Here is a 14,926-nt window from a genome sequence, read left to right on the forward strand (position 1 = left end):
GCCGCACAGGCCATGGTCGTGCAAGGATGCCGGGTATGACGCCGCGTGCTCGTCCGCAATCGCCGAGGCCGCGCCGCCGGCGGCAGGCGCTTAAGGGCCGCTGCGGTAGTAGCGCCGGTAGAAGTCGTCCTGCGGTGCCGCGCCCGGTGCAGGTGCGTAGCCGAAGGCCGTGCCGCGCTCATCTCGATCACGCGGACGGTAGCGGCTCTCATCCCGCCAGGGATCGGCGAAGCGACCGTCGCGGGACGCCTCCCGGTGGCGCTCCTGCTCCCGACGTGTGAGCGGCCGAAACTGGTAGCCGAAGACGCCGCCGCCCGCCTGCTGCTCCAGGTCAGGATCATCCCGGAAACGATAGCGCGGGCGCGCCGGCGGTGCGCGCCAGCCGGAGTAGCCGTCCCCCGCCTGCTGCCGCCTGGGGGCTGCATAAATATCTGCGGAATAGTCCGGCGCCCGGAAGCTGTCCGGACGGTCGCCGTATTCGGGCAGCGGCTCCTGCGCCCAGTCCGGGGCGCCGTAGCCGTTGGGGGACACCCGGTCAGCCGGCTCGGCATCAGGTCGGCGGCTCTCGGTCGGGTCCGCCGGCGAGTAGCCATAGCCGTCTGCCGCGCCATAGCCGTCATCGACGCGCCGCTCCCACCCGGCGTAGCCACCTGCCTGCGGGCGGGCACCCCCGAAGCGACGGTCGCGGTCATCGCGGCGGAAGGCGTCGTAGTGATACCCGCCGCCGGCGTCTGCGCCGTACCAGTCGCCGGCGTCGGCGCGCCCGGTGTCCGGGCGGTAGCCGCTGCCCGCGTTGTACCACCCCGGGTCCGGTGCGCCGTAGAGGTCGTCAGCTGTCAACGGGCTCGCGAGAAACGCCGCCGGGGCGAGCCACAGGGCCAGGACCAGGATTCTCAGCATGAGCATTACCACCAGCGGCGCAGTCCAGTCATGTCGGCCGCCACGGGCAGCCGTCGTCTTCAGTCTAGCCGCAGCGGCGTCGAATGACCGGCCGGAGCACCCGGTCTAGTCGAAACCCTGTCCGGTTTCGTCGTCGCTCTTGAGTCGGATGCCCCGGCGGGCGGCCTTCTTCTGCACCTTTGCCACCTTGGGCTTGGCGCCCGCGGCAGACTTGGGCGCCGCTTTCTTCTTCGTGGCACGTGCCTGCGTCTTCTTGCGCCCGGCCGGCGCGTCGGCGGGGCGTGACACGGGCTCCTTGCCTTTGGCCGCGACGGCGGGCGCTGGGGGCGCCGACGCGCCACGGGCCTGCGCGCCCGGGGCCTCTCCGGCCGCTGTCGGCGCCGCTGTTCCCGCCTCACTGGTGCGGAGCGCGTTGGGGACCTCGCCCGTGGCGCTGCGCTCGTCGTAGGTCACGCCGTCGCCCTGCGAGGTGCTGCCCGTGGCGCCGCCTGAGGTGGCGCCGCCGGGCCCACCGCCGGAGCCGCCGCCGGCCCCCCGCCGGCGCTTGCCCCGCAGCAGGGACTTCAAAGCGTCGTACAACAGCAAAAAGATGCCGCGCACGAGGTAGAAGAGCATCATCAGGGCGCCGCCGAGCTTCGCGAGCACGGGCGAGGGCTCGGAGCGCCTGGCGGACGCAGGCTGCTGACCGCTGTCGCGACCCTCGTCCACGAGCTCTTCTGCGCAGGGTACGCTGGTGCCGGCGGGGGCGCTGGCGACCGCCACTTCACACAGATCGCGGCTCGCCGCAACACAGCCGAGCGGGATCACGATGAGCGTCAGGATCGTCGAGACCAGCACCCCGGACGACAGCGAGATGGCCATGCCCTGGAAGATCGGGTCCGTGAAGATGACGCTGGAGCCCGCCACCAACGCCAGCGCCGTAATGACAATGGGCCGGGTTCGGGTCTTGCAGGCGCGAATCACCGCCTCGGCCACCGGCACGCCCTTCTGCACCTCGTGGATGGAGAAATCCACCAGCAGGATGGAGTTGCGCACGATGATGCCGGCAAGCGCGATCCAGCCGATCATGGACGTGGCGGTGAACTCGCCGCCCATTCCGAGTTGGAACATGAGCCAATGCGCCGGGATGATGCCGAGCAGGGTCAGCGGAATGGGCGCCATGATCACCAGTGGGATGCGGAAGTTGCCGAACTCCCAGACCACCAGGATGTAGATGAGCACCAGGGCGACGCCGAACGCCGCACCCATGTCGCGGAAGGTCTCATAGGTCACCGTCCACTCGCCGGTCCACTCGAAGCCGGAGATCCGGTCCGTGGGCGGCGGCCCGAGCCAATACCCCTTCGGCTCGGTGCCGTCCGGCGCCACGTAACCCATGTCATCGAGGCGATTCTGCACCTGGAGCATGGCGTAGACGGGCGCCGCGAGCTCGCCGCCCACATCGGCAACCACGTACTCCACCGCACGCAGATCCTTGCGGTAGATGATGTGCTCCTCGGGGACACGCTCGAAGCGTCCAAGCTCCCGCAGCGGCACCGTGAAGCCCGCGTTGGAGCGGATCGGCAGGTCCCCCAGGCGGTCGATCTGGGAGCGCTCCGCCAACGGCACCTGGAGCACGATATGCACGGGCTCATGGCCCGCCTTCATCTTGACGTCGCCGAGCTGGGCACCGCCGAGCGCCATGGCGAGGTTCTGGTTGATGGTGTCCACCGAGATGCCCCGGCGCACGGCCTTCTCGGTGTCCACGTCGAAGCGCCAGTAGTCGAAGGACTCGCGGATATAGTTGTCGACATCCCGCGTGCTCTCGGCCTGCTCGAAGATGTCCGTGAGGTCCCGCGCGAAGTCGCGCCGCACCTGCGGTGAGGGACCATGCACCTCGGCCACCACGGACTGGAGCACCGGCGGTCCCGGCGGCATTTCGACCACGGCGATGCGCGCCCCGCTTTCGTCCGCCATGGGCTTCAGCATCTCTCGCGCCTCCACGGCGATTTCGTGGCTGGAGCGCTCGCGCTTTTTCTTGTTCTTGAGCTGAACCTGGATCTCGCCCTGCCAGGGTGCGTCGCGCAGATAGTAGTGGCGCACCATGCCGTTGAAATCGAACGGCCGCGCCGTGCCGGCATAAAGCTGCATGGCCGTCACCTCGGGCATGGTGCGCAGCTTCTCGGCCATGCGATGGGCCAGGTTGGCCGTCACCGGCAGCGCCGTCCCCTCGGGCATGTCGAGCACCACCGAGAACTCCGGCTTGTTGTCCAGCGGCAGCATCTTCACCGGCACCCACTTGAAATAGAAGAAGGACAGGGTGAAGAGGAAGGTGCCCCAGAGGATCAGCTTGAAGGTGAGCCGGGTGGCCTTGTTCTCGATGAGGGGTGTCAGAATGGCCACATAGAGCTTCTCCAGCCCCTCCGCCTCGCGGTGCTCGCGCTTCTCCGCCACCTCCAGGTAGCGCATGGACGGCCGAAGCCACTTGGAGATGGCCAGGTACGGCGTGAACACGAAGGCCGCGAACAGCGAGATCAGCATGGCCACGGAGCCGAGTGCGGGTATGGGCTCCATGTACGGCCCCATCATGCCGCTCACGAAGCCCATGGGCAGCAAGGCGGCGATGACGGTGAAGGTCGCCAGGATGGTGGGGTTGCCCACCTCCCGCACCGCATCCACGGCAGTGTGGTCGTCGGTGCGGCCCTCCTCCAGCCAGCGGCGGTAGATGTTCTCGACCACGACGATGGCATCGTCCACGAGGATGCCGATGGAGAAGATCAGCGCGAACAGGCTGACGCGGTCGATGGTGTAGTTCGTGACCCAGGCGGTGAAGATGGTCATCAACAGCACCACCGGGATGACCAGCAGCACCACGATGGCGGGCTTCAGCGCCCGAAACGCGATGAGCACCAGCAGAAAGACGAAGAATGTCGCAATGAAGAGTTTCTTGATCAGGTCGGAGACCTTCTCGTTGGCGGTCTCTCCATAATTGCGCGTGATACTGACCTCGACGTTGTTCGGGATGCGTCCGCCCTTGAGCTCCTCGACCTTGTCGATGATGGCGTCGGCGACGGTGACGCCGTTGGTCAGCTCCTTCTTGGCGATGGCGACGGTCACCGCCGGTACGCCGTCGGCCTCGACCCCCTCGGTCGCCGCCGGACCCGCGTAATAGGCCACCAGATGCTTGGCGTCCTCCGGCTGGCGCCGCACCTGGGCGACGTCGTAGACGTAGACGGGTATCTCGTTGTAGGTGCCGACCACGAGCCGCGCGATCTCGTCGGCGCTCTTGAGGAAGGAGCCGGTGGTGACGGAGAAGTGCGCGCCGCTGGACTCGACCCCGCCGGCGGTGGCCTCCGCGTTCGCGGTCTTGATGGTGTTGGCCACGTCGCCCAGGCTGATGCGATAGCCGGACAGCCGCTCCGGGAACGCGTCCACGGTGATCTGCTCACTGCGCCCGCCGACGATGAACGCGTTGCCGGTGTCCGGGACCTCCTTCAGGGCCTGAAGCACGTCCTGCGCCAGCAGCCGCAGCTGGCCGTCGTCCACGTCGGGGCGGCCGTCGCCGTCCACATCCTTGGACCATAACGTGAGCGTTACGATGGGCACGTCGTCGATGCCCTTGCTCTTCACCAGCGGCGGCATGACCCCGGGCGGGATCTTGTCCATGTTCGAGGCGAGCTTGTCGTTCACCTTCACCAGCGAGGGGCCCATCTCCTCGCCCACCTCGAACTGGACGGTGACGATGCCCTGCCCGCGCTCAGCCGCGGAGTAGACGTGATCCACCCCCGGGATCTCGCTGATCATGCGCTCCAGCGGCTGCATGGCGAGATTGCTCACCTGCTGCGCGGAAGCGCCGGGGTACTGCACCATGATGTCGATCATGGGCACAGAGATCTGCGGGTCTTCCTGGCGCGGCGTGGCGATGAGCCCGAGCAGGCCCATCATCAGCATCGCCACGTAGAACAGCGGCGACAACGGAGAGCGGATGAAAAAGCGCGCAGTACGGCCGGCGAGGCCCAGGTTCTCCTCGTCGTACGGCGGCTCGCCCTTTGGAGTCGCCCCGGTGTCGGCGCGGGTGCTGTCGTCCTGGCTCATGATCGCGTATCAGACCTGGTGTGAGAGCGAATCGGCGCGGGGGAGCCCGGAGCCTGCCGCGCCGGGGGTGCTGCGGGCTGCGCGCGACGCGACGCCTGCGGCGCAGCCTGGGCGGGCGGGCTTCTGCATGCCGTTATGGGTTGCGAATGATCGCGGGCGCGGCTCAGTGCCCGCCGGCCCCACCGCGGGACCAGTTGCTGGTGACGCCGGCACCTGGATTTTCGAGGATGCGCTCACCGGGGCGCAGACCGCTCAGCACCGTGACCTTGCCATCGGGGCGGGGCTCGCCGACGCGGATCAGGCGCAGCTCGGGGTCCCCCTGCTCATCGAGGACGTAAACGCCCGGCAAGCTGCCGTTGAAGCGAATCGCCGAGCGCGGCACCACCGGGTTCACCCGGGCCGGGGCGTTGAAGTCCGGCACCAGCACCTTGGCATACATGCCCGGCTCCGAGACACCCTGCGGCAGGTCGAACTTCACCTTGACCGTGTGCCGCTGCGGGTCGGCCATCGGAAAGATCTGCGCCACGCGCACCGGCACGCCCGGGCCGTCGGTTGCCGTGCCGCCGCGGGTGGGCACGTCAAGCTCCGCGCGCAGCATCATGCCCTCGCGCAGGCCCGGGCGCAGCCGGGCGGGCACGTCCACCTCCACCTGCAGATATTCGACATCGGCATAGTTCAGCAGCGGCTGGCCCGGCTGCACGGTGTCGCCCACTTCCACGAACTTGGTGACGATGACACCGTCGAAGGGCGCCACCGAGCGCGCATCGCGCAGCTTCGAGTCCAGCGCCCGCAGCTCCGCCTGAAGCTGCATCATGGCGTTGCGCGCCTCCTGGATCTGGGTGCCGGAGGCGTACAGGTCCGCGGAGAGCTCGGCGTCCTGGTCGCGGTCGCCGATGAAGTCTTCCATGGGCCGGGTGAAGAACTGGTCGAAGAGATTGGGCACCCCCATGCCACCCGGCGACGCGCGCGAGCGCGGCGAGTACAGCTCACGGGTGTACTGCACGCCGGCGTTGCGCAGCTGGGCGTCGGCGGTGGCCATCTGCGCGATCAGCGCCTGACGCTTGGCGCGCAGCTCGCTGTCGTCGATGGCGACGAGGGTCTCGTCCTTCTCGAACGAATCGCCTTCGATGCCGGCAATGTATTTCACCCGCCCCGGCAGCTGGGCCGCGAGGGTGACCTCCTTGTACGGAATGACGGTGCCACCGACCGAGACCGTCGGCAGCCCTTCCGCCTGCTTGACGACATAGACGCCGTCGGCACTCTGCGCGGCGGCGCCGGCGGCGACGATCGGCAACAGACAGGCGGCGAGCACTCGGGCTGCGGCGGAGAAGGTTTTGCCCATGTGTACGGGTTCCTGAAGACAGCGGGATGTGGTGATGCGGGTCGCGACGCCGGCGGCTGCGGGCGTTGTCCGCCCGCCGCGCAGTGTCGGTGTCTGATCAGGCCGGACGCAAGCCCGACATGCGTCCGCGCCGGCCCGAGCCTGCAGGCCGGCCGGCTGCCAGCCGAAGGCCGCGGCGGCTGCGGCAGTCGTGTCTGCTGTCAGCGCTTGCTCCCGGCGCGATCTCTGTTGTTGTCAGGCCGCCGCGGCGCAAAGCCCACGACGCAGTCCCCTAGTATCTCGGAATCACCGGGCAACTTCAAGCAAATGGGCGACTAACCCGATCCAAATCAAGCCGTTGGCTGCGCCGGAAGGGGCGTCCCACCATGCGGGATCAAGGTTTTCGCGCGGGCCGCCAAGCAGTTGTGGGCGTTGTGCAGGACAGCGTCGGACCGCGGCGCATGCGCCCAGGCCGCAGGCAGTTGGCGTATAGTACCGGACTGCACCGACCCGCATACGGCGCCAGGCAGCCGCCGAGCGGTCGCGCCCAGCTACCGTTCTGCGTCGAACCCGCGCCGGACCCGTCACCTGCACGCCCAGCCGGACAGACGCCGCCCCACCCAAGCAGCGATGAGGAGACCGCCGATGCCATCCGCGCTCGGACCGGAAACCGTGCAGCAACGCCTGAGCGACCTCGAGGCCCACCTGGAGCAGGAGAACCCGATTCTGCTCAATGCGGTGCAGAGCTTCCGCACCCTCGACCGCGTCGCCTATGACATGCGCCTGCTGCCGGAGAACCGATCCTTCGCAAGCAAGGTGCCCTGGTGGCCGCTGATCTCCGTGCTGGGTACCTTCTCCGCGGGCAAATCCACCTTCATCAACGACTTCCTGGGTCAGACCATCCAGCGCACCGGCAACCAGGCGGTGGACGACCGCTTCACGGTCATCGTCTACAGCCCGGAGAGCCGCAGTCATGCCCTGCCCGGCATCTCGCTGGATTCGGACCCGCGCTTTCCGTTCTATCAGATGTCGCAGCAGATCGAGCGCGTGGCCGGCGGCGAGGGGAAGCGCATCGACGCCTATCTTCAGCTCAAGACCTGCCGCAGCGACCGTCTGAAGGGCAAGATTCTCATCGACTCCCCGGGCTTCGACGCCGATGCCCAGCGCGACGCCATCCTGAGCATCACGGATCACATGATCGGGCTCTCCGACCTGGTGATCGTGATGTTCGACGCACGCCACCCCGAGCCCGGGGCCATGCGCGATACCTTGCAGCACCTGGTGGTGGAGACGAAGAACCGCGCGGACTCCAGCAAGTTCCTGTTCGTGCTGAACCAGCTGGACGCCACGGCGAAAGAGGACAACCCGGAGGACGTGGTGGCGGCCTGGCTGCGTGCCCTGGGCGAAGTGGGCATGACCACCGGGCGCTTCTTCACCACCTTCAGCCAGTCGGCGCCGCCCATCGCCGATGCCACCCGGCGCCAGCGCTTCGAGGCCAAGCGCGATGCCGATCTCGAGGAAATCTACCAGCGCATGGACCAGGTGGAGGTTGAGCGCGCCTATCGCATCGTCGCCTCCCTGCGTGCCGTCGCCAACGAGCTCGCCGACGAGACCATCCCGATACTGACCCAGGCGATCCGCAAATGGCGCTCCCGGACCCTGCTGCTCGACCTCGTCGCCGTGGGCGCTGCCGCGGCACTCTTTCTCGCCTGGAGCATCTCCGCCGGTCACTGGCAGGGCCTAACCTATCAGCCCGATTGGCTCGCCTGGATGGAGACCCAAGGCATCGACCACGCGCTGCAGTACGCCGAGGGCCTGGCGCTGCTGCTGCTGGTGCTGCTCCACGTCAGTGTGCGCAGGATCGCCGCAGCGACGGTGCGCCGCTGGCTGCGGCGGCAGGTGAAGGGCAAGGATCTGCCCGGCGACATCCTCGCGGCGTTCACCGCCAACACCAAGCGCTGGGGGCGTGAATTCGCGGGCCGCCCGTTCGGCCTCGGCAGTTGGTCGGAGGGTCGCATCGCGAAGGTGCTGCACGACTGCGAAAGCTATGTGCAGAGCCTGAACGAGCGCTTCACCAACCCAAAGGGTCTCCCGGACTGAGTACCGCCGGTTCGTCGCATGAGCGAGCAGGGGCAGAGCGCCGGCGCGCTGTCGGTGCCCGGGCGCATCGGCATCGACCTCGGCGGCACCAAGATCGAGGGCGCGGTGTTGACGGCGGCGGGAGAGCTGCGCCAGCGCCGCCGCATCCCCACCCCGCGACACGACTACGACGCCACCCTCACCGCCATCGCCGAGCTGGCCACAGCGCTCAGCACGGAAGGCCCCTGTGCCGCCGGCATCGGCGTCGGCACTCCGGGCGCCATCTCGCCCTTCGACGGCCGACTGCGCAACGCCAACTCTATCTGGCTCAACGGCCGCACGCTGGAGGCCGATCTCGCGCGCCGGCTCGGGCGTCCGGTGCGCATTGCCAATGATGCCGACTGCTTCGCACTGTCGGAGGCCACGGACGGCGCCGCCGCCGGTGCAGCGAGCGTCTTCGGTGTGATCATCGGCACCGGCACCGGCGGCGGCATCGTGGTGCATGGGCGCCTGCTGCAAGGCCCCAACGCCATCGCCGGCGAATGGGGCCACAATCCCCTGCCCTGGCCGCAGCCCGACGAGCTGCCGGGACCGCCCTGCTACTGCGGCCGGCACGGCTGCATCGAGACCTTCTGCTCCGGCCCCGGGCTCAGCGCCGCCTTCGAGCGGGCCACGGGGCGGCGCCTGGACGCCGCGGCCATCGCCGCCGCCGCGGCAGCGGGGGATGCGGGCGCCGAGGCGACGCTTCAGACCTACGAACAGCGCCTCGCCCGGGCCCTGGCGGCGGTGATCAACCTGCTGGACCCGGACGTGATCGTGCTCGGCGGCGGGCTGTCGAAGCTTGAGCGCCTGTACCGGCATCTACCCGCTCTGGTGGCCGAGCACGTCTTCTCCGACGGCCTCGCCACGCGCATCCTGCCGCCGCGCTTCGGCGACAGCAGCGGCGTGCGCGGGGCGGCGATGTTATGGCCGGACATTGGGCTCCAAGGCTGAGGTATCCCCAGGTTCAGGACTGGAAAGGCAGTGGCCTGGTGCACCCTTCCGACGGGAAACCGGACTCGGATACCAGCCGTCTCGCCGGCGCCCGGCTGACCGGGATCACCGGCTGGCCAGCCGGCCCGCCGGAGTCGCGGCTCAATCCAGCGTCGGCGGCGTCTGAGCGATAAAAAGGCACCTGCAGCGGTCGCCCGCCGGAAACGGCCTCCACATAATGTGCATTGGGAAGCGCCATGTCACGCAGACAACACAAGAAAGAAATATCTCGCGCAGAGACGCGAAGACGCAAAGAAGAAGAGAAAAGCGTATTGGTGACAGCGACCAACCAGCTTTCTTAAGCTTTGCGTCTCTGCGTCTCTGCGTCTTTGCGTCTTTGCGTCTTTGCGTCTTTGCGTCTCTGCGCGAGCTTCTTCTATTAGTCCCGCTGCGCAAGCCTCTTCTCGCCGCGTCGAAACAGCTTGCGACTTCATTTCAAGGTCGTACCCCGCGCGGCATGGGTGATCGCCCGGCTCCAGCAGCGCAGCTTGAGCGCCCGCTCGCCATCATGCTCGGACCGGAGAGCAGGACGGACCAGGATGCGTCCGCCCCCGCCGACGATGACCCAGCCGCATCAGCCCCGTCGAGCGCCGACACTGACCCACCGCGCCACGATCGGGGCGGGGGCGCGGGGGTCGCTTCGGCCAGCCCTGACCTTGTGCCGGACCGGCGGCCCTCTCACGGGCCGGACTCTGGCGCTCTGGCTCCCACGCTCCAGCGTGGGAGCTGGGGCGGACGCTCTGCGTCCCGTCGCGCTGGTTACGTGGTGGTCGGAGTCATGATCAAGGCCCTCACATGCATGGCCGCTGACGGCCGCCCTGCGGCAAGGACCTCCGTCGGACCCGTCCGCCTCACCCCGGCAACGCCCCTGCACTGCCCGCCTCCACCCTCGCGCCGGGGGCCCCACAACACCAAAACCAGTGGACTGCCTCTCACCAGCGCCGCCGGCCTGGAGGTTGACACGTAGGGGGGCAGCGCCCATGCCGCCCAGCAGCGCATCCGCCGGACGGCGCACGGCGCCCCCGCCGCGCTGAAGCACATGCATCACGGACGCATCGATGTGGTCTCGCTTGATGCGGCCGGTGATCGGGTCCCGCGAGCGGTGCGACGCCGGGAAGACATACCACTCGCGCCCCGACAGCCGCCCCAGCACCGCCGCCATCTCCTCCCGATTGAGCACCACAGTCACATACTCGCGCTGCTTGGCCCGGTTGATCCCACTCGGTGCGATAGCTGTCGTGGCGCGCTCTGATCCGCTCCCGCACCTGTTCCAGCAGCCGCGGCGCGCGCCGGCCGGGCTCCGGCAGGGTGTGACCGGATGCCGGTGCCGGCGGGCATGTGATGCGTTGCGGCGCGACTGTTCGGCCCGCTGCCTGGTTAGCGGCTGCATGACAAATCCTCCAGGCTCTCCAATACTGTCTTTAAAAACAGTTCTCGAACTGACTGCAAGCCCGTGTGCAACGCGCACCGCTCCCGCAGTCCTCGGAGTCACACCGTGCACACCCGCGCAGCCCGCATAAGCAACCTGCGACGACGCTTCCACTGAGACGCTAAACACTGTGTTCTATCAATGTTTACTGGCACACCACACCCTCGCCACAGCCGGGCTTATGCGGCTGATCGACCGTCCTGAGGCGTATATGCGGCCAACACGCCACATAAGCCCCCAAGAATGCAAGCACCGTTCGTCCCTAAGGTGCTGGACATGGACGGACACTTCTGGTTCGATGTGTGCAGCCGGGGGCTTATGCGGATCGTTGAGTCGCCGAATAGATGTCGGGCTTGGAACAAGTCCCGCCGTCATCCCAAAAACTCGTCTACTAGCATCATGAAGCGGAGAATGATCTTGCGGCTCATGCGTAGTATTGTCACTATTCCATCTCTCGCAATCGCACTAGTAGGCTGCGCTAGCGCCCCATCTTGGCATAAGGAGGGGGTCAGCCCGAGAGATCGTGTCTCGGAGCAGTCCGCTTGCAAATACGAGATTATGAAGTACCGATTGCCAGCAAGCGAACGACAGATCGCTTACCAAGAATGCATGAAATCAAAGGGCTTCAGACTCCGGTAAGGGCTATATGGAACACGGTAATGACTTCCGCATGCCGCTTCGAGCGAACCGAGGCGGAAGGGGGCCGAGCTCAATAAGCACCCCACCGAACCAATGAGAAGACGCCCAACGATTGCACCAGCCCGAGCGCATGCTGCCGAGCCGCCGCTGACGCGGGCGGCTCGGCAGCATGCGCTCGGGCTGTGCATAACGTTATAGCGCCGAGCAAAGCTCGGCGTCTCTTGCCGGGAGAAAGTCCCGGACGGGTAACGGCCAGCCACCCACCCGTATCGAGTGTTGGTCCGGTTGCGGAGCTTTGTGCCGTGCGAACAGAAAGCCGGGCAAGCGTACACAGAGAATCCTGTAGGCCGTAGGGGTGGTCGCGCACCCTGAAGTGCGCCTCGTGCGGATCAGGGCAGCTTCGAGAAAGCTAACCCGCGGATGGCGACAGTGTTAACGTCCTGGAAGCCAACATGAAGCACGCGCTAAGGGCGAGCGTGTGGATGTCCGCCGGAGTCCTCAGGCTGATGTATGCAGGAAGAGAGGCGTCAGAGAGCTCGGGAAGCCCCGAAGGCTCCTGTACGAGGTGAAACGATGAAACCGACCGGGCTGGGACACGAACGGGTGGAAAGCCCACTTGTTCACAGGCTGGCGGCGTGCGCTCGCGTGGAGTCGTCGAACAGGGAGCGCGCGGGCAGGCGGGAGATCGCCGCATGCCGACCGGGTATCTTATCGGGCATAGTAGTCGGAGATCGGGAAAGCCGGCCACATCGCGAAGGACCCGACGGCAGCACCCAGCTCGGAAAGGAAACTCGTGCCGGACATGCAGGATCGGATCAACACGAGCCAACCTCACTGCGGGGACTAAGCAACTGGACCATGAAACGGGCAACTGTGACGGTCCGCTTGATAAGCTGGTGCAATCGAGGAACCGGATGCGGGAAAACCGCTCGTCCGGGTCTGTGGCGGGGGCTCCGGGTAACCGGAGTCCCTACGCCGGGTCCCTTTCCGCGGAGTCCAAATCGTGCGCCAAGACTCTTCGCTTCCGTGCTTCTCGTCTGCGTCGTACAGACGCCGGCGACTGCAGGCGGCACTCAAAGCTGTTACGACTTGGTAGAAACCTGCAAAGAGAACTGCGACTCTGATGCGGCCAATCAGCAGGAACCGTACCGAATGGCCCAATGTCAATATTCGCTCATCAGGCAAGGGCAGTCTCGGAGCGTCCGGGTTGGAGCGAAGTATCGCGCTCTAGGCGTTTCCGTTGCTGACGGGATACAGTGGTTCCGGCTTGGCACTCACGCCGAATACGACAAGCTCATGGGCTAACTGCATCATCCCAACCGCTTGCTGGCCAAGCGTCGCTTCGCTCCCCTGGCCAGCAAGCGCCGGGCTGCGCACAACGTTGCACCGCAAACGCCGTCCCCTCGCTCGCCGGCGAGCCCTAGGCCGCGGTCGCCGCCGCGCGGAGCGCCGCCGCCACGGCTTGATGCTCGGGCGTGCCGATGCGCCCGGCGACCTGATTCGGGTCGATGTCCGGCTGCGCCCTCAGCACCGACGCCTTGATCCGGCGGATGCGCGCCAGCGATGCCTCGACCCGCACACGCGGCACCTCCCCGGCCGCGATCTGCGCCGCCAGCGCCTCCATCAGCGCGAACTGGATGTCGGTCTGCGGATGGCGGCCGTCCAACCCGCCGCCGCCGCCGATGAACAAGTCGCAGCCGGCGCCCACGGCGCGCCGGGCCAGCTCCGCCGGCGGCCAACGGCCCCAGACGCCGCGCATTTCCATGTTGTCGGTGACGATGAGTCCGTCGAAGCCCATCTCCTCCCGCAGCAGGCCGGTGAGAATGGACCGGGACAGGGTCGCGGGCCAGTCCGGGTCCAGGGCGGGATACAGGACATGGGCCGTCATCATGGCGGCGACGCCGGCGCCCGCCGCATCCCGGAACGGCGGCAGCTCGATATCCTCCAGTGACTCGCGGTCCCGGTTCACCACCGGCAGCCCGACGTGGGAGTCCACATCGGTGTCGCCATGGCCCGGGAAGTGCTTGCCGCAGGCCATGAGCCCCTGGGCCTGATAGGCTGCGACCACGGCGCGGGCGACCGCCGAGACGAGTTCCGGCGTGCCGCCGTAGGCGCGGTCGCCGATGATGGGATTGTCCGGATTGCTGTCCACGTCCAGCACCGGCGCGAAGTTGAAATTGATGCCGACGGCGGTGAGCTCCGCCGCCGTCACCGCCGCGGCCTGCTGCACCAGCGCCAGCGAGCCGCTGCGCGCATAGAGCCGGCCCAGCACCCGCGCCGCGGGCAGCTCCGTGAAGGGCGCGCGCAGGCGCGCCACGCGACCGCCCTCCTGGTCCACGCTGATGAGCGGCGGGTCGTCCGCGGGATACAGGCGGCGCAGGTCCCGGCACAGTCGCGCCACCTGCTCCGGTGCGGCGATGTTGCGCCGGAACAGGATGAAGCCCGCGGGCCGCCAGCGCCGGACGGTCTCCGCCAGGGCCGCGTCCACGGCAAGGCCGTCGAAGCCCAGAATGAACAGCCCTCCGGCGAGGTGGCTTGCAGGCATGGCGGCAGCTCCGGGCGCCCGCGACGGCGCCGTTGGTTGGCAACGGCGGCCATTATAGGCGCCGCACTCGCTGCGGCTCCCCGGCACTCGCCCAGGGCATGAGCCGGCGGCGCCCTTGCGCTGGTGTACCCGGTACACTATGTTTCAATACAGGTGTCCATCGCAGCGCCGGCGCGTCGCCCCAAGGCCATGTCCGCACCCAAGCCGCATTGCTACAGCCACCCGCACCCCGCGGTGACCACGGACATCGCCGTGTTCACCCTCCGCGAGGATGCCCTTCAGCTGCTGCTGATCCGTCGCGGCAACCCGCCCTTCGCCGGCACCTGGGCGCTGCCGGGCGGCTTTCTCGACATCGACGAGGACCTGGATGCCTGTGCCGCCCGCGAGCTCGCCGAGGAAACCGGCGTGCAGGATGTCTACCTGGAGCAGCTCTACACCTTCGGCACCGTGGGCCGGGACCCCCGCGAGCGGGTGGTGAGCGTCGCCTATTTCGCACTGGCCCCGGCGGAGCGCCTGGCGGTGCAGGCAGGCGACGACGCCGCCGACGCGGCCTGGTTCCGGCTGGATGCGCTGCCGGCGCTCGCCTTCGACCACGCCGACATCATCGCCACCGCCCACCGCCGGCTGCTGGCAAAGCTGGACTACTCCACCATCGCCTTCCAGCTGTTGCCGGAGACCTTCACCCTCGGCGAGCTGCAGCAGGTCTACGAGACGCTGCTTGACGCCGAGCTCGACAAGCGCAACTTCCGCAAGTGGGCACTGGCGCTCGCGCAGATCGAGGCCACCGGCGAGGTGCGCAGGCGGGGCAGTCACCGCCCCGCCCGCCTCTACCGGCTCACGGACCGCGAGCGTGTGACCTATCTCAGGTGACGCCCAGGTGACCGCCCAGGTGATGCACGGCGCGCACCCC

The 14,926-nt window shown here is 67.8% G+C and carries 7 protein-coding genes; 3 read left to right on the forward strand and 4 right to left on the reverse strand.

What is annotated here, in order from left to right:
- Positions 1 to 90: 90 nt before the first annotated feature.
- The 3 genes from QZ607_RS15100 to QZ607_RS15110 form a co-directional block, all read right to left on the reverse strand.
- Positions 91 to 900 (reverse strand): hypothetical protein, encoded by an 810-nt coding sequence (locus tag QZ607_RS15100; protein WP_295884215.1) that lies wholly within the window; start codon positions 898 to 900, stop codon positions 91 to 93.
- A gap of 105 nt (positions 901 to 1,005) precedes the next feature.
- Positions 1,006 to 4,971, reverse strand: coding sequence for an efflux RND transporter permease subunit (locus QZ607_RS15105; protein ID WP_295884217.1), 3,966 nt, complete (start codon positions 4,969 to 4,971; stop codon positions 1,006 to 1,008).
- Positions 4,972 to 5,134: 163 nt separating this feature from the next.
- Entirely contained in the window at positions 5,135 to 6,313 is a 1,179-nt protein-coding gene (locus QZ607_RS15110; protein WP_295884220.1) for an efflux RND transporter periplasmic adaptor subunit, read from the reverse strand.
- 624 nt (positions 6,314 to 6,937) lie between these two features.
- Between QZ607_RS15110 and QZ607_RS15115 the strand changes: the two genes are divergently transcribed.
- Together QZ607_RS15115 and QZ607_RS15120 are read left to right on the forward strand one after the other, a co-directional pair.
- Positions 6,938 to 8,392, forward strand: a complete 1,455-nt coding sequence (locus QZ607_RS15115; protein WP_295884223.1) for a dynamin family protein — start codon at positions 6,938 to 6,940, stop codon at positions 8,390 to 8,392.
- A gap of 18 nt (positions 8,393 to 8,410) precedes the next feature.
- Positions 8,411 to 9,364 carry an ROK family protein gene (locus tag QZ607_RS15120; protein ID WP_295884226.1) on the forward strand — a complete coding sequence of 318 codons (954 nt, stop codon included), beginning with the start codon at positions 8,411 to 8,413 and terminating at the stop codon, positions 9,362 to 9,364.
- 3,527 nt (positions 9,365 to 12,891) lie between these two features.
- On the opposite strand, the gene nagZ is transcribed toward QZ607_RS15120, so the two are convergent.
- Positions 12,892 to 14,016 carry a beta-N-acetylhexosaminidase gene (gene nagZ / locus QZ607_RS15125; RefSeq protein ID WP_295884229.1) on the reverse strand — a complete coding sequence of 375 codons (1,125 nt, stop codon included), beginning with the start codon at positions 14,014 to 14,016 and terminating at the stop codon, positions 12,892 to 12,894.
- Positions 14,017 to 14,205: 189 nt separating this feature from the next.
- On the opposite strand from nagZ, the gene QZ607_RS15130 reads away from it, so the two are divergent.
- A complete protein-coding gene (locus tag QZ607_RS15130; RefSeq protein WP_295884232.1) occupies positions 14,206 to 14,886 on the forward strand; it encodes an NUDIX domain-containing protein in 681 nt (226 codons plus the stop codon).
- The last annotated feature ends 40 nt before the right edge of the window (positions 14,887 to 14,926 follow it).

Origin of the sequence: uncultured Thiohalocapsa sp. (assembly GCF_913063425.1) — a bacterium.
Taxonomy (GTDB): Bacteria; Pseudomonadota; Gammaproteobacteria; order Chromatiales; family Chromatiaceae; genus Thiohalocapsa.